This window comes from Pseudomonas sp. Irchel s3f10, assembly GCF_900187515.1.
In the GTDB taxonomy this organism is placed as follows: Bacteria; Pseudomonadota; Gammaproteobacteria; order Pseudomonadales; family Pseudomonadaceae; genus Aquipseudomonas; species Aquipseudomonas tensinigenes.
On sequence record NZ_FYDZ01000012.1, the window covers coordinates 18,724 to 33,127 of the forward strand.

Sequence of the window (14,404 nt, forward strand, 5' to 3'; positions counted from 1 at the left end):
GCTGAAGGACTTCTTTTTCCGTGATCATTCGTGCATCTCGTCCTTGAAATTATTTCTCATGAATATCAATCGGTTGGCTTTTTTTCGCGGCCTTGAACCAGCGTGGCTGCGGGACAGAGCGCATTAAATCTATCGGAAGAAACATATTTCTATCTGTTGAATTTGTAAATAGGGGGTGATATCTAATGCACCGCAGAAGGACATGCCGACGATTACAGGGACGTAAGGAGTGAGAAGGTGAAGGGCAGCAATTCAACAGCACCATTTGATTTCGTCACCAGCGGACACGCTGATCCGAAGCACTTTTTTTCGCAGGCCGCGGATGACATTCGTGCGCGGTTGCTCGATGACGGCGCGGTGCTCATTCGCTCCGCCAGGCAGTGCAGGGATCCCGGCGTGTTTGAGGCAGCCATTGCTGCACTTGGCTTTGAAACCCGTGATTACGTGGGTGGAAGCTCACCGCGCTCGACTATTCAGGGCAAGGTGATGGAAGCGACCCGCACACCGCCAGACTGGTCCGTCATCCTTCACCAGGAAATGGCCTACGTAAAAAGCCCTCCCGAGATCATCGCATTCGTATGCGTTGAGCCTGCTGGAAAGGGCGGCGAGTCTGTCATCGGTGACATGCGCAAACTCGAACGTCTGGTGGATCCGGCAATGTTGCAACGACTGACGGAGCGCGGCCTGAAATTACGTAGAACGTTACCCAGTGAAGACCGGGTCGGTCTCAAGCCCGGCGTGAAAAAGAGTTGGCAGGAAACTTTCTCGACCCACCGTCAGGCTGAAGCCGAGATGCATTGCCGCGCCCGGGGATGGGACTTCGAGTGGAATGGCGCGGACCTGATCCTCTGGCAGGACTGTATTTCCCCGATGCGTGCACATCCCCTGACCAGCGCAAAAATCTGGAGCAATCAAGCGCATTTCTGGGGGGCGGCAGCCATGATCGAGTGGGCGCTTATCGACGGTCGGGAGCAGGACGCCCGTGAATTGATGACGGCGCAACGCGAAAACCCGCTACTGCTGGAGGCCATGTGCTTCGGTGACGGTGAACCGCTCCCGGAAGATCTGACCCTGGCGCTTTTCCACGCCGTGCGCGGGCTGGAACAGGATATCGATTTGGGCGAGGGCGACATCCTTCTGCTCGATAATTTGCAGTATGCGCACGGACGACGTGCATTCTCGGGTAACCGAACCATCAACGTGATCATCGGCAATTGGGCCGGTGACCAGTCATACGCCGTTCAAGGATGAAAAAATGACAATTCAGGAAAGGGATTTCGCCTCCGATAGCACGTTTGTACTGACTCCCGGAGTCGACGTATGCCTCAAGGACCTGATCGCGTTTGCCCAACCGGGGAAAACCGTGGTCGCTTCGCAAGCCACGCGACAGCGCGTCCAGGCCTCGAGAGAGGCGCTGGAAAATCTGGTTGCGCAAGGGGCGGTCATTTACGGCGTCAACACCGGCATGGGCGGGTTCGTGGATCACCTTGTGCCGCTCGAGAAAGCCCATGAGCTGCAATCCAACCTTATTCAAGGTGTATCGACGAACGTTGGTGAGCGCTTCCCCGACAGCGTCGCCCGCGCCACGATGTTCGCACGAATTGTTTCTTTGTCCCGTGGTAACTCGGCGATCTCGCTGGAGAACTTTGATCGATACATTGCCATTTACAACGCCGGGCTGATTCCTGAGATTCCCAGCAAAGGTTCCCTGGGCACCAGCGGTGATCTGGGACCGTTGGCGGCTGTTGCGCGGATGTTGACCGGTGACGGCTACGCTTACCTCCATGGCGTGCGCGTTCCGGCGGCGCAGGCGCTTGAACAGTTGCAGCTGAAACCGTTGCACTTGAGCTACAAGGAAGGACTGGCGCTGATCAATGGCACGTCCTGCATGGTCGCTGTCGCGGCGATGAACGTGGTCGAGGCGCGTCAGCTTCTTGAACAATACATCTCGATCTCGGCGTTCTCTTTCGAGTCACTGCAGGCCCGAGTACGTCCATTTCACCCTGACGTCCACAAGTTGAAACCGCATCTGGGCCAGCAGAAAATCGCCGAGACAATCTGGGACGATCTGCAAGGTTCGGAACTGGCGATCGATGACATTGAGCTCTCATCGCAGCTGAGTGCATTGCGCACCGACGCAGTTCGCCAGGAAGCCATGCCCATCGAGGATGCCTACTCGATTCGCTGCACACCGCAGATTCTGGGGCCGGTACTGGAAACCATCGAGTTCGTCGAGCGGATAGTGGCCAATGAACTGAACTCGTCCAACGATAATCCGCTGGTCACGCCGGAGAATGGCGAGGTGTTCCACAATGGCCATTTCCATGGGCAGTACATCGCTTCGGCCATGGATTATCTGACGATTTCGATGATCACGATGTGTAACCTTGCCGACCGTCGAATAGATCGTTTCCTGACGAAAGCCAACAGCAACGGTCTGCCGTCTTTCCTCTGTGCAGAAAATGGCGGTCTGCGTTTTGGCCTCATGGGCGGCCAATTCATGTCGGCTTCCCTGACTGCAGAAAACCGTTCGCTGGCCACACCGGTTTCGATCCAGACGCTGACCACCACGGCTGACTTTCAGGACGTGGTTTCCTTCGGCCTTATTGCCGCGCGTCGTGTGGCTGAAGTGCTGCAGAACACGCGCTATGTCATCGCCTTCGAACTGATCTGTGCAGCTCAGGCAGCAGACATTCGCGGTAGCGCCAAGCTGAGTCCGCGCGGACGTGCGTGGCATGCACAGGTGCGCGAGCTGATCCCTTATCTCGATCGTGATATCGCTCTGACCGGGTATCTGGAAAGTCTCGTAGCGCAGGTTCTCGGGGGGCATGGCCGATGAGTTCGCCGAGTGATAACCCTGTCTTGGCCGGGCAGGCTACGGTGCCCGTCGAGATGCCCGATGCTCGCTTGCATGCCAACGAAAATCCGCTGGGTGCATCGGCACTGGCGCTGCATCTGTGCACATCGATGCCTGCGCTTCTGAGCGAATACCCGGAGGTGACGTACAAGTCGCTTCGCACGGCCATCGGCGAGCGATGGAATGTTGATCCTGCGCGAGTGATGCCAGGGGCGGGGTCTGACGAACTGATCGATATTGCACTGCGCAGTCTGTTGAAACCTGGCAGCCGCCTCGTGGCTCAGCAGCACAGTTTCAAAATGTACAAAATCAGGGCCGAACTACTGGGCGCTGACTACAGTGAGATGGTTCCGGTTGCGGGTGAAGGTTACGAAACTGCGCTGAGTACGGCCCTGCAACAAAAACTGGACGTCGTGGTGCTGGTGAACCCATCCAATCCGCTGGGGGACTATCTGCCGCCGGCTGAGCTGCTGAGGCTGGTTGCCACCATCCCGGAAAGTACGACGGTCATCATCGACGAAGCGTACGCAGAGTTCGCCCCGGACCGGGAAAACTCGCCAGGTGTGCAGGTCGTCAATATTCGCAACAACGCAATATGCCTGCGAACGTTTTCCAAGGCCTATGGGCTCGCGGGTTTACGGCTGGGATGGGCCTATGCCAGTGCTGATCTGATTGCAGTGCTGCAAGCGCGTCGTGCGCCTTACAACGTCAGCGCGTTTTCCGCCCGCGCTGGAGAGTACGCGCTGTGGGACACCGAGCATCTGGAAAAAACGGCGGCACATTGCGTCGCGTGGGGGCAAAAGATCGTCCGTCTGTTCAATGCCTGTGGCATTGCGGCTAGAAGCCAGTACGTCAACTTTGTATTTGTCGAGTTCGAAAACACGCAGGAGTGCCAGGCGTTGCATGCCTGCCTGGCAAGTGAAGGTTTCCTGACTGCGCCGTTGACCGATTATGGCCTTGATCACTGCCTCAGGATCTCGATTGGCAGCGACATGCAAATGACTGGATTGTGTGATGTGCTTCGAAAACAGCTGCACACCGACAGTTCTCGACAGAATTGTGGCGGCTCGGAAATCCCAAGCGCTTCGCATCAGTTTGCAACACCCATGAAAGAGACCTGACTCGAGGTAAGAATGAGCGAAACACTGCCTTTGTTTCACGAAAACCCGTATCTGAAGCAGCTGGATTGTCGAGTCGATCTGCTTGAGCGCGACGACATGGGCCTGCCTTTTGCGCTCCTTGGCCAGACGGTCTTTTACCCGCAAGGAGGCGGTCAGCTCGGGGATCGAGGAGTGTTGAGCATTCCGGTCACGGAGGCAGGCTTCGCTTTGCCGGAACTCGAAATCGTCGCGACGAAGAAGCGCGACGATCAGATCCGGCATTACCTGAATATCAACGATGAAGCGTTTGCCTTGTTGAGCGCCCATGCAGTTGGCCAGAAGGCGACTGCATCCCTTGATTGGTCATTGCGATATCATCAGATGCGGATTCATTCAGCCATGCATTTGATCCACTGCATGCTTGAAGAAACGCTGGGGCGCTCGATTCCACACCCTGTACGTTCGCCGTTGAGTGACGCCGGGGGGGAAAATCAATACGAGTTTATCGAAGAGTTCGATGAAAACAGTTTGAGGCAGGCAACCGCTGCCCTGAACGCGTTTTGCTCTGCAAGTCATGAGATTCGTACGGAAGCGGATACGAGCAAGGGACATGGATTTCGTTGGTGGCAATGCGAAAACTGGTCAATTCCCTGTGGGGGAGTTCATGTGCGTAATACGCAGGAAATAGGCTTGGTAACTTCCAGTATGAAAATCAAGAAAAACACGACCCGGGTGATTATCACGCTGTCGGCAGAGGCTCAAGCGCTTGGAGAATAAACGAGCGTTTGGTGCGTTTTTGATGCAGCTGCGGATCGATGCCGGGCATCTGAAGATTTCGACGTTTCTCGAAGATGTCAATATTCCTTTCTCGGCTAATTACTACCGCGACGTAGAGGCAGGAAGAAAATACCTGAGCATCGATGCCGCCGTAGAATTGCATGATCACTTGGGTATCGATGTCGACAGTAAAGCCAGCTTTGATTATTACTGGCACTACTTCAGAGATTTGTTGCCGGGCGATGTGCATGAAATGTTATTTGGCAAAGGTGTCGAGGTCACCGATCTTTCTTCGAGAATCGAACTCAGAGAGCATGATTCGAAGATATTGCGTCGGGCATTGAGCCTGAGCCGCTACGAGCGGGAGTTCATCATTACCGAAGAGGTGATCAAGGCATTCGAAGAGAACTTCGAACTGCTGCCATTGATGACCTACCTCTATATGGTGGACAGCGCTGGCGTTGCGGAAATGCAGCTGGTTTGCCAGCAACTTGGCCTTGCTTATGATCAACGGACCGAAGCTTTTCTGAATCTTGTCTCCAAGGAGCGCGACGCCCCCCAAGAGCCGTTTGTCCGTCATGCGCCCACGCTGAGGATGCCAAGGTCTGTTGACGCATTGAAGTTGAAGGATATGTTCCTGCGCCATGAGGTGGAACGATCACTGCTCAAACCTGAAAAAAGTGAATACTTTGATGTTTCAGGTTCTTTCAAATACAGCTCGATGGTGACCCTGAAAGACGCGGAAATAGAGCAGATTCAGGATCGTCTCGTCGATCTGTTTTCCTTGATTGAAGTGCATAACAAATCAGGTACCCAACTTGAGGATTCAGGTGCTCAGCCTTACTTCTTCGGCCTGATTGTTTCGGGCCGTCCCGAATACGACGGGCGTGCAGCCCGAACCGCGAAAGAAGATAAAGAGTAATTATGGAGAGGACGGTATTCACCGTCCTCCCTGTGGGATGAACTGCGTCAGTCGACTGCTCAAAGGAGTGCGCGGGATGGCGCCGCAATGCGACCGATAAAAACAAATCGGACAGTGATCAGTTAAAACAGGGACGAGAGTAATGAATACGCAGGTAATTGAAAAACTGTGTCAGTTGTTTGGCCAGCGCTTACGGCTTGAACACAGCATCCGGCAACAATTCTGCCAGGCGCCTCCCGGCGTCCAGTTAAGCCCGCCCGATGCCGTCGTCACGGTTCGAAACGAGCAGGAAATCGTTGAGGTTGTGTCGCTCTGCCACGAATACGGCGTGGCAGTCATTGCCGCGGGAGCGCGCTCATCCCTTGAGGGGCAAATCAACGCGCCGCAGGGCGGCGTCTGTATCGACTGTTCCGAGATGAACGCAATTGTCGGCATCAATACGACCGATATGACCGCCACGGTTCAGCCGGGTGTCACCCGCGAACAATTGAACAGTCACTTGCGCGAAACGGGGCTGTTTTTTTCAGTCGATCCTGGTGCCAATGCTTCGATGGGCGGAATGGCTGCGACACGCGCCTCAGGGACCAACTCCGTGCGCTATGGGACGATGGCTGCCAATGTCAAAGCGGCACGCTGGGTAATGGCTGACGGAACGGTGGCGCAAATCGGCTCAAGAGCGCCCAAATCCGCCATGGGCCTGGATCTGCTGGCGATTGCCGTGGGTTCGGAAGGAACCCTTGGACTGTTCAGCGAGCTGGACGTCAGATTGCATCCGGTGCCGGAAGCGATTGTCGCTGGCGTCTGCTCGTTTGCCTCCGTCGATGATGCGGTGCAAACGGTGGCCAGTGCACTCGGCCAAGGCCTCTCGGTCGCACGCATCGAACTGTTGGATGTCACTGCCGTTCGCGCCTGCAACGCTTACTCTCCTTCGTTGAATTTGCCGGAAAATCCCCATCTGTTTCTTGAGTTCCACGGTGACACCTCAACCGTCGCCAGTAGCGTTGAAGGCTTTATCGACTGCGCGCATGAGTTTGGCGGCCAACTGAAAATCTCCCATCGGCTCGAAGAGCGCACGGCCCTGTGGAAGGCCCGGCATGACGCCTGGTGGGCATTTCATGCGTATTACAAAGGGCGCAAGGGGCTGGCCACGGATGTCTGTGTCCCGCTGTCATCCCTGAGTGCCTGCATCAGCGCTACCGTGGCAGACATCGCCGCTTCCGGGCTGGATGCACCGTTGATCGGCCACGTCGGCGACGGCAACTTTCACCTGTTGATCATGCTTCAGGAAGGTGAAGACGAAAGCGTGTCGATTCAGGCCTTCCTCAGTCGTTTGTCGAGTCGGGCATTGTCGTTCGGCGGAACCGTGAGCGGTGAGCATGGCGTCGGCGAGGGCAAAGTGAAATGGATGTCGGCCCAGCACGGCGCGGCGCTCGACTGCATGCGGGCGATCAAAGCGGCACTGGACCCAGCGAACATCCTCAACCCCGGCAAGATGTATCACCCACGCACTGTCGATGCTCAATAAGCATCTTTTTTTCATTTTTACGGACGGATATGAAAGATGCGCCATATTTTGATCGTTGGAATCAACAAGGTTTCCATCAAGTACGTTTGCGATGCGATCCGCAGCGTGGGTTTCGAGCCGATTCTGTCCGTTGACCCATCGGGTTTTCACGGCACGGCCAAATCTGTATTCGAGGGCGTCACCTGCATTCCAGGATTCAGTGATGCAGACGCCTTGTCTTCCTACTTGAAGACTCATGCAGAATTGGCAGGTCGGATTCACAGCATTACAACCTTCTTTGATGAACTGTTTCCCGTGGTATCGGCGATTGCCGAAGAGTTTGGTTTCAATGCGCCGCCAGCCGTATTTGCCAAATTGTCGTCCAAGGAATTCGTCGGGCGTTTGGTACCTGAACATGTTCCGGCCGAGTCCTGCGTTTCGCTGGCCGATGCAACCCTCGACATTCCTTGGTTGACGCCGGGTGTGGGCAACGACGTGGTGCTGAAACCCTCGGTTGGTTCAGGTGCGGTGGCCACGATGCTGCTGACTATCGCGGCGGATACCGACCCGGCCGAAGTGATCAGGTCAGCGATTCTGCAGAGTGGAATCGATCATCCTGAAAACATCACCTGGATTGTTCAGGCGCATTGCGTGGGCGATCTCGTCAGCATGGAAGGGTTTGCCCAGAACGGGCAGGTGACGTTCCTGGGCGTGTCCAAACGTGATCGTGTCGGTTTCACTGAAGTTGCCAACCGGTTTCCAGCCAATGGGGTAATCGCTTCCTCCGTGCGTTCGAAAATGGAGACGGCCGTGTGCGACCTGATCAAGCGCTCGGAATTCGATAACGGTTTCTTTCATTGCGAATTTATCGCCACCCCGGCCACGGCTTATCTGATCGACGCCAACATGGGACGTCTGGGTGGCGCAAGTATCGTCGAGCAAATTGCCTTGGCCTACGACCTGGCGCCGGCGACCGTGCTGCAACAGGTTGCGTTGCTGCCGTTGGGGTTGCTGGAAGGCACGCTTCACTACTCACCTGTCGAACAGTGTCGACAGACCTTGAGTTACTGGTATTGCCTGGACCATGAGGCCGTCGTGCAAGACTGGGAGATACCGCCACTGGCGTCCATTCATACGCCAATCGCCAATGTCGGCAGCCTGATCGTACCGATCGGTACGTCTGACTACGCATGGATCGGCATGCTGACCGGCTACGCCGACGTGGTCGTGGACGAGATCGCTCAAGTGCGCGTTCTGACTGATCGCGGCCCTAGAAGCCCGGTATTCCAATGATCTATTTCGTGCGGTTTCTTTCGTCTGCAGCCTGGAGCTGTTTCTACCCGTTCATGGCCATCTGGTTAAACTCGACCGTGGGCTTGAGCACCAGTGCTGCCGGCGTCGTCGTCGGCTTCGCCATTGTTTCAAACCGCATTGGCGCATTGGCCTTTCAAGGGATGCTGGACAAGGTTGACCGACGGCGGGAAATTGCCCTTGCGTTGTTCTGTGTGGCGGTCGCCGCGTGCTGCATGTTGCTGACGGCAGCGCTGGGGATCACCCACACACTGCTGTGGATCGCACTGGTGGTAGTGTTCGGAGTCGCGAATTCGATTGCTACGATTTCCCAGATTTCCTACATCGTTCAGTACTTTGGTGAGGCCGAGCATGAACGTGTTCTGTCCTACGAAAATGTCGCTGCCAACGCTGGCGCTGGCGTTGCGCCCTTTGTGGCGTCGTTGATTCTGGCCGGCGCGGGTTACTGGTTTGTCGCCTTGCCATTACTGTTAGGCGTGATGGCAACCGCGTCCACCACGCTGATTCCTCATGTGGCCCGGTCAGCGGGATTGCAGCCAGCGGGTAATGCCTCCTTGGCCGGACTGCCCGAGGCTTCGCCCAAGGTTGTTGCCTTCATGGCCATCAACTTTTTGACGATGATGGGTTATGCGCAGTTTTATTACGTGTTTCCTACCTACGCGACCGAACGCTTTTCCAGTGAGCTGGTGGGCATCCTGTTTCTGGTCGCCAGCGGCATCATCATTTTCAGCCAGGTTTACGTAACTGCGCTTTTTCAGCGGGTGTCGCGTTTGTCGCGGGTGATTGTCTCAAACCTGTTGATCGGCGCGGGTTGCCTGCTGTTGACCATTTCCTCGCAAGCTCAGGCGGTTCTGTTTCTGGTCGTGGTGTTCATCGTGATTGGCGAGATGATTTGTGGCCCGTTGTATCAGGCTCAAGCCGTGAAGATATGGCGCGGGCGCAGCTCTGTCGCGATGGCGGTGCAGACCTGTGTGTGGGGGGCCGCCGAAGCCACCGCTGCGGTGCTCGGACTTCTGGCCGTCGCGCAAGAACTCAGCTTTCTGTCCTTCCTGCTGGGATTTGCCGCCTGCGTCATCGCAGCCGTCGGCGCGTGGGTGTCGATGGCCATGAAGCGTCCGCTTATCGGCATTGAAATCGAGCAGAGGTCTGCCCAGACATCCTGAGGGTGGGAGATGCATTCAGTCGCCGGGTTTTGCTGTCGGTTGTTTTGCACGCAATCAGGAGAAAGCCCACTGAAACGTGCTCCGGTAGGAACTGCCGAAGGCTGCTCCTACACGGGATTATCTCGATTATGGGGCGGCGGGGAGCAGGAAGCGGGCGATCACCGGTAAATGATCAGAGATGCGCAAGGTGTCGTCCTGCCGCACCATCGCCTCGACCCGTTTGATCTTCGGGCTGTAGATCAGATAGTCGACCGTGCGATCCGGACCATTCAAGCCGGGATCGTTAGGGTAGTGGGTCAGCCATCGGGAACGGTCGATGCCGCCAGCTTCGTTGTTGGTCGGGATCATCGGGTACTTGTCCCACAGCAGGTGCAGTTCGCTGTCGGCGGAGTATGGCGCGCGTTGCTCGGCAGGCAAGCGACGATATTGACCCAGCGGCAGCAGATTGAAATCGCCACCGATCAACCACGGCAGGCCCTGACTTTCGTACTTGTCGAGCACTTTTGCCACGGCGCTCACTTGCGCCTGCAACGTGTCGTCGGGTTGCCTGGCACGCTCCAGATGGGTATTGAAAACGGTCAGTTGCCCGCCATCGCTCAGGGGCAGCTTGGTTGCGAGCAGGGCATCTTTTGGCTGGAACTGACGGCTGATGAAGTTGGCTGAGGCGACCGGCAATTGCAGGCGCTCGGCGTGTTCGATGCGGTAGCGGCTCAGGGTCGCCAGTTGTCGCCCGACACTGCCGAAAACATGAGCGTCGGGGACGAACTCGGCTTTCCAGTCAAACGCGCTGGCGCTGCACGGATACAGGTCGGCAACGCGTTCCTGCAATAACTTCAGCTGATCCTGGTAGTCGCTGGCCTTGGCGCCATCATCGAGTTCCTGCAACAGCACCACATCGGGCTGCTCGTCGCGGATCACCCGCGTCACTTCATCGAGGCTGAAGGCCATGTCTTCCAGGGTCGGCGCTTCATCGTTGCCCTGGGCCAGATCATTCCAGAACACGTAACGTTTGCCGGCCAGGTACTGCACGTTCCAGGTCATGACTTTCAGCGCCTGGCCCGGCACCAGCGTCGGTGGCTTTCCCGTGCAACTGACCGGCAGGGTTTCGCGGGCATCGGGGCGCCAGGTCAGGCTGAACATCAGCGCGCCGATCAACACGACGGCGAGCACAACAAGCAACAGGGTGTAGCGCAGTAGACGGGTCATGGCTCGGCTTATAGCGTTACAGAAAGTGGCCCCGAGCATACCTGACGGCTGTCTCGAAGCCCAAGCGCAGAGCTGTCAGACCGCTCTGTCACGTTTGTCAGGCAATTCGCTGATCAGCATGAACAGGCGAAACAACACTACGCTGGTGAACAGTTGCAGGAAGCTGTGGGCGCTGTCGATCAGTATGGCGATCACAGGATTCTGGGGCTCGGGGTACACCGCCAGTGTTGCGCCTTTGAGCAACCACAGCGGCGTCATCACACAGAGAATGCACAGCAGGATCCGCCAGAAATGCCCACGGGTCAGGCGCAGGCTTTCCTTCATCGCCTGCAAAGGCCCCATGCCGCGCAGCACCAGCAGGTATTCGCCGAACGCGAGCATCACCATCAACATCAGGCCCGGCAGGAAATACAGCGACAGGCCCAACAGAATCAGCAAGGTATTCAGCGCCGTGAGCAACGCGAAGCGCGGCCACAGAGTGGCAGCCATTGCCAGCAGATCACGGTTGCGCGGCGCCTCGCCACGGCTGCGCGCATCAAGGAACAGGATCAGCGCCGCGGTGTACAGCGGATACACCAGCAGACCGACGACGATACTGATCGCCGAGATGTTTTCCGGTCCGCTGGCGTGATCGACAATTTGTTGCAGGAACGCTTCGAAAATCACCAACGGCAGGCACAACCGCACGATGCTGCCCAAATGGCGTTTGAAAAAATACAGAGAGTCACGCAGTACTTCGAGGGCATTCATCAGTCGGTATCGCAGGTCGAAAACAGTGGCTCACTTTAACCGATGATGGCTGGCGCGACACAAACGTAAACATTCGGTAAAGGTCATTGAAACGTTTTGTCACCGTCTCCATTACATGAGAGCACCTCGGCCAACGTGGACGAGGGCAATGTTATCCCCGGCAATCTACGAGGTCGCCATGAACAGCGAAGAGCAAACCCTGATCGATGGACTGTTTTCCCGGCTGCAACAGGCCGAAACGGAGGCAGCCCCGCGCGACGCCCAGGCTGAGGCGCGGATCAAGGAACACCTGACCCGCCAGCCAGCGGCAGGTTATTTCATGACCCAGGCGATTCTGGTGCAAGAGGCGGCGCTCAAGAGCCTCGACGAGCAGAACAAGCAACTGACTCAACAAGTCCAGCAATTACAGGCCGAGCTGCAATCGGCCAAGGCGCAGAGTGCCGCACCCGCGCCGAGCGGCGGCGGTGGTTTCCTGTCGAGCATTTTTGGTGGCAGCCCACGTCCGGCGCCGACCCAGAGCGCTCCTGCCTCGACTGGCGGCTGGCGCGAACCGGCGCCGCAGCAGAATTACGCGGCTCCGGCGCCACAACAGAACTTCGGTGCAGCGCCGCCTAACTATGCGCAACAAGCCGCTCCGGCGGCGGGCAGCAGCTTCCTCGGTGGCGCCTTGAAAACTGCGGCCGGTGTGGCCGGTGGTGTGATGCTGGCGCAGGGCATCAGCAGTCTGTTCCATCACAACCAGCAGCCGGAAGAAATCGTTGAAGTGATCAAGGAAGAACCTGCGCAGGTTGCCGACCAGAGCAGCAGCGGCTGGGGCGATGATCAGCGTGTGGCGGACAATGGCTTCTCTGGCAACGACCAGGGCGGCTTCACCGACACCGACTACGGCAACGACAACTCCTCGTTCTTTGATGACGACGATTCCTTCGTCTGACTCACCATTCGTCCGGAGCCCCTGAGGGCTTCGGGCCGATTATTCGCGGAACCCTCCTGATGGCTGGCATACTGAGCGCCTTTTTCAGGCCCTGCGCCTGATCCCGCTTCGAGCGCTTGCGCGCCCACAGGAACTCCGGTGAAAAAAATCGCAGTGTTCGCCGACGTGCAGAACCTCTACTACACCGTGCGTCAGGCCTATGGTTGTCACTTCAACTACGCCGCGCTGTGGGCAGACATCAGCAAGGACGGGCAGATCGTCGAGGCCTACGCCTATGCGATCGACCGCGGCGACAGCAAGCAGCAGCAGTTCCAGCAGATCCTGCGCAACCTCGGTTTCACCGTGAAGCTCAAACCCTACATCCAGCGCAGCGACGGCTCGGCCAAGGGTGACTGGGACGTCGGCATCACCCTCGACATCATGGACGCCGCCGACCACGTCGACGAAGTCGTCCTGGCTTCCGGTGACGGTGATTTCGACATGCTGCTCGAACGCATCATCAGCAAACACGGCGTGCAAGCGGTAGCCTATGGCGTGCCGGGCCTGACCGCCAACTCGCTGATCCGCGCCGCCAGCCGTTACGTGCCGATCGAAGGCGCGCTGCTTCTAAAGAATTGATTTGACGGAGTACCACCCGGTTTGGAACGCATTGCAGTCATCGACTTTGAAACCACCGGCCTGTCGCCGAACAGCAACTGTCGCGCCACGGAAATCGCCGTGGTCATGCTGGAAAACGGCCGCATCGTCGAGCGTTACCAGAGCCTGATGAACGCCGGCGTCCGCGTCCCCGCGTTCATCGAACAACTGACCGGCATCAGCAACGCCATGCTGCGCACCGCGCCCTCGGCGGAGCAGGTGATGAACGAGGTCAATGAGTTTGTCGGCTGCACGCCGCTGGTCGCACACAACGCATCGTTCGACCAGAAGTTCTGGGACTTTGAGCTGGGGCGGATCAAGCGCACGCGGTTGCAGAATTTTGCCTGCTCTCTACTTTTGGCTCGCCGACTGATGCCCGCCGCGCCGAATCACAAACTCGGCACCCTCACCACTTTCGCGCGCCTGCCGCATACAGGTCAGGCTCACCGGGCCATGGCCGATGCCGAGATGGCGGCCAACCTGATGGCGCATCTGGCGGATGAGTTGCGGCACAAGCACGGTGTAAGCGAGCTATCGCATGACCTGCTGTGCAAACTGCAGAAAGTCCCGGCCGCGAAAGTCAGCGAACATCTGCAGCGCTATCGCTGATCCCCAATCCAGCACAAAACCCCTGTAGGAGTGAGCCTGCTCGCGATAGCGGTGTGTCGGTCAATATTTGTTTCGACTGATACTCCGCTATCGCGAGCAGGCTCACTCCTACATTGGATTTGTGGTGATCCGGACTATTTGCCGTTGCCTTCGATCTGGCCGAGCGGCACGCGTTTTTCGATGGCGCTCGACAACACAATCGACGTCTTGCTGAAGCCGAACTTCGCCACCCGATTGATCAACTCTTCAAGTTCCGTCATCGACCCCACCGCAGCCTTCATCATCACGCACGGATCGCCCGTCACTCGAAAACACTCGGTCAGTTGCGGGATTTTCACCAGTTCGTCGTAGACCTTCTGGCTGCCGTTCTGGTGCAGGCGCAATTCGATCATGCACTGGATCGGCAGACCGATTTTCGACAGATCGATTTTCGCCTCATACCCGGTAATCACTCCGGATGCCTCTAGCTTGGCTACGCGCTCGGCGACGGCGGGGGCGGAGAGGTTCACTTTGCGTGCGAGGTCGGCGTAGGACGCGCGGCCATTTTCGAGCAGGGCGCTGAGCAGCATGCGGTCGTATTTGTCCAAGGCCGGACTCCTGAAAATGCCAGACTTTCGAAATCGTGGTTTATTCCA

General features: G+C 57.3%; 14 protein-coding genes. 11 read left to right on the plus strand and 3 right to left on the minus strand.

Features of this window, described 5'->3' with window-relative positions; translation table 11 throughout:
• Positions 1–237: 237 nt before the first annotated feature.
• The 8 genes from CKW17_RS22095 (at position 238) to CKW17_RS22130 (ending at position 9,634) form a co-directional block, all read left to right on the plus strand.
• The gene (locus CKW17_RS22095) at positions 238–1,251 is read left to right on the plus strand and encodes a TauD/TfdA family dioxygenase (RefSeq protein WP_095121617.1); all 1,014 of its coding nucleotides are present in this window, start codon (positions 238–240) and stop codon (positions 1,249–1,251) included.
• A 4-nt stretch (positions 1,252–1,255) separates the two neighbouring features.
• Positions 1,256–2,839, plus strand: coding sequence for a phenylalanine aminomutase (D-beta-phenylalanine forming) (locus CKW17_RS22100; RefSeq protein ID WP_095121619.1), 1,584 nt, complete (start codon positions 1,256–1,258; stop codon positions 2,837–2,839).
• The gene (locus tag CKW17_RS22105) at positions 2,836–3,978 is read left to right on the plus strand and encodes a histidinol-phosphate transaminase (protein WP_256586277.1); all 1,143 of its coding nucleotides are present in this window, start codon (positions 2,836–2,838) and stop codon (positions 3,976–3,978) included. Before CKW17_RS22100 ends, CKW17_RS22105 begins: the two co-directional genes overlap by 4 nt.
• Positions 3,979–3,990: 12 nt before the next feature.
• On the plus strand, positions 3,991–4,734 hold the full coding sequence (locus CKW17_RS22110) for an alanyl-tRNA editing protein (RefSeq protein WP_095121624.1): 744 nt from the start codon (positions 3,991–3,993) through the stop codon (positions 4,732–4,734).
• On the plus strand, positions 4,724–5,656 hold the full coding sequence (locus tag CKW17_RS22115) for a hypothetical protein (RefSeq protein ID WP_095121626.1): 933 nt from the start codon (positions 4,724–4,726) through the stop codon (positions 5,654–5,656). The genes CKW17_RS22110 and CKW17_RS22115 overlap by 11 nt, the downstream gene beginning before the upstream one ends.
• Positions 5,657–5,798: 142 nt before the next feature.
• A complete protein-coding gene (locus tag CKW17_RS22120; RefSeq protein WP_095121628.1) occupies positions 5,799–7,181 on the plus strand; it encodes an FAD-binding oxidoreductase in 1,383 nt (460 codons plus the stop codon).
• A 36-nt stretch (positions 7,182–7,217) separates the two neighbouring features.
• Positions 7,218–8,453, plus strand: coding sequence for an acetyl-CoA carboxylase biotin carboxylase subunit family protein (locus tag CKW17_RS22125; protein ID WP_095121630.1), 1,236 nt, complete (start codon positions 7,218–7,220; stop codon positions 8,451–8,453).
• Complete coding sequence (locus CKW17_RS22130) at positions 8,450–9,634, plus strand: MFS transporter (RefSeq protein WP_095121632.1); 1,185 nt, start codon at positions 8,450–8,452, stop codon at positions 9,632–9,634. The genes CKW17_RS22125 and CKW17_RS22130 overlap by 4 nt, the downstream gene beginning before the upstream one ends.
• A gap of 126 nt (positions 9,635–9,760) precedes the next feature.
• On the opposite strand, the gene CKW17_RS22135 is transcribed toward CKW17_RS22130, so the two are convergent.
• The gene (locus CKW17_RS22135) at positions 9,761–10,840 is read right to left on the minus strand and encodes an endonuclease/exonuclease/phosphatase family protein (protein ID WP_095121634.1); all 1,080 of its coding nucleotides are present in this window, start codon (positions 10,838–10,840) and stop codon (positions 9,761–9,763) included.
• 75 nt (positions 10,841–10,915) lie between these two features.
• Positions 10,916–11,590, minus strand: a complete 675-nt coding sequence (locus tag CKW17_RS22140; RefSeq protein ID WP_095121636.1) for a YciC family protein — start codon at positions 11,588–11,590, stop codon at positions 10,916–10,918.
• Positions 11,591–11,768: 178 nt separating this feature from the next.
• On the opposite strand from CKW17_RS22140, the gene CKW17_RS22145 reads away from it, so the two are divergent.
• From CKW17_RS22145 to CKW17_RS22155, 3 genes are all read left to right on the plus strand, one after another.
• Positions 11,769–12,524, plus strand: coding sequence for a DUF2076 domain-containing protein (locus tag CKW17_RS22145; RefSeq protein ID WP_095121638.1), 756 nt, complete (start codon positions 11,769–11,771; stop codon positions 12,522–12,524).
• A 138-nt stretch (positions 12,525–12,662) separates the two neighbouring features.
• Positions 12,663–13,142 (plus strand): NYN domain-containing protein, encoded by a 480-nt coding sequence (locus tag CKW17_RS22150; RefSeq protein ID WP_016986151.1) that lies wholly within the window; start codon positions 12,663–12,665, stop codon positions 13,140–13,142.
• Between the two features lie 21 nt (positions 13,143–13,163).
• Positions 13,164–13,769 carry a PolC-type DNA polymerase III gene (locus CKW17_RS22155; protein ID WP_077574644.1) on the plus strand — a complete coding sequence of 202 codons (606 nt, stop codon included), beginning with the start codon at positions 13,164–13,166 and terminating at the stop codon, positions 13,767–13,769.
• A gap of 134 nt (positions 13,770–13,903) precedes the next feature.
• Here CKW17_RS22155 and CKW17_RS22160 read toward each other — a convergent pair whose 3' ends face one another.
• The gene (locus tag CKW17_RS22160) at positions 13,904–14,356 is read right to left on the minus strand and encodes an Lrp/AsnC family transcriptional regulator (protein WP_095121640.1); all 453 of its coding nucleotides are present in this window, start codon (positions 14,354–14,356) and stop codon (positions 13,904–13,906) included.
• Between the last annotated feature and the right edge of the window lie 48 nt (positions 14,357–14,404).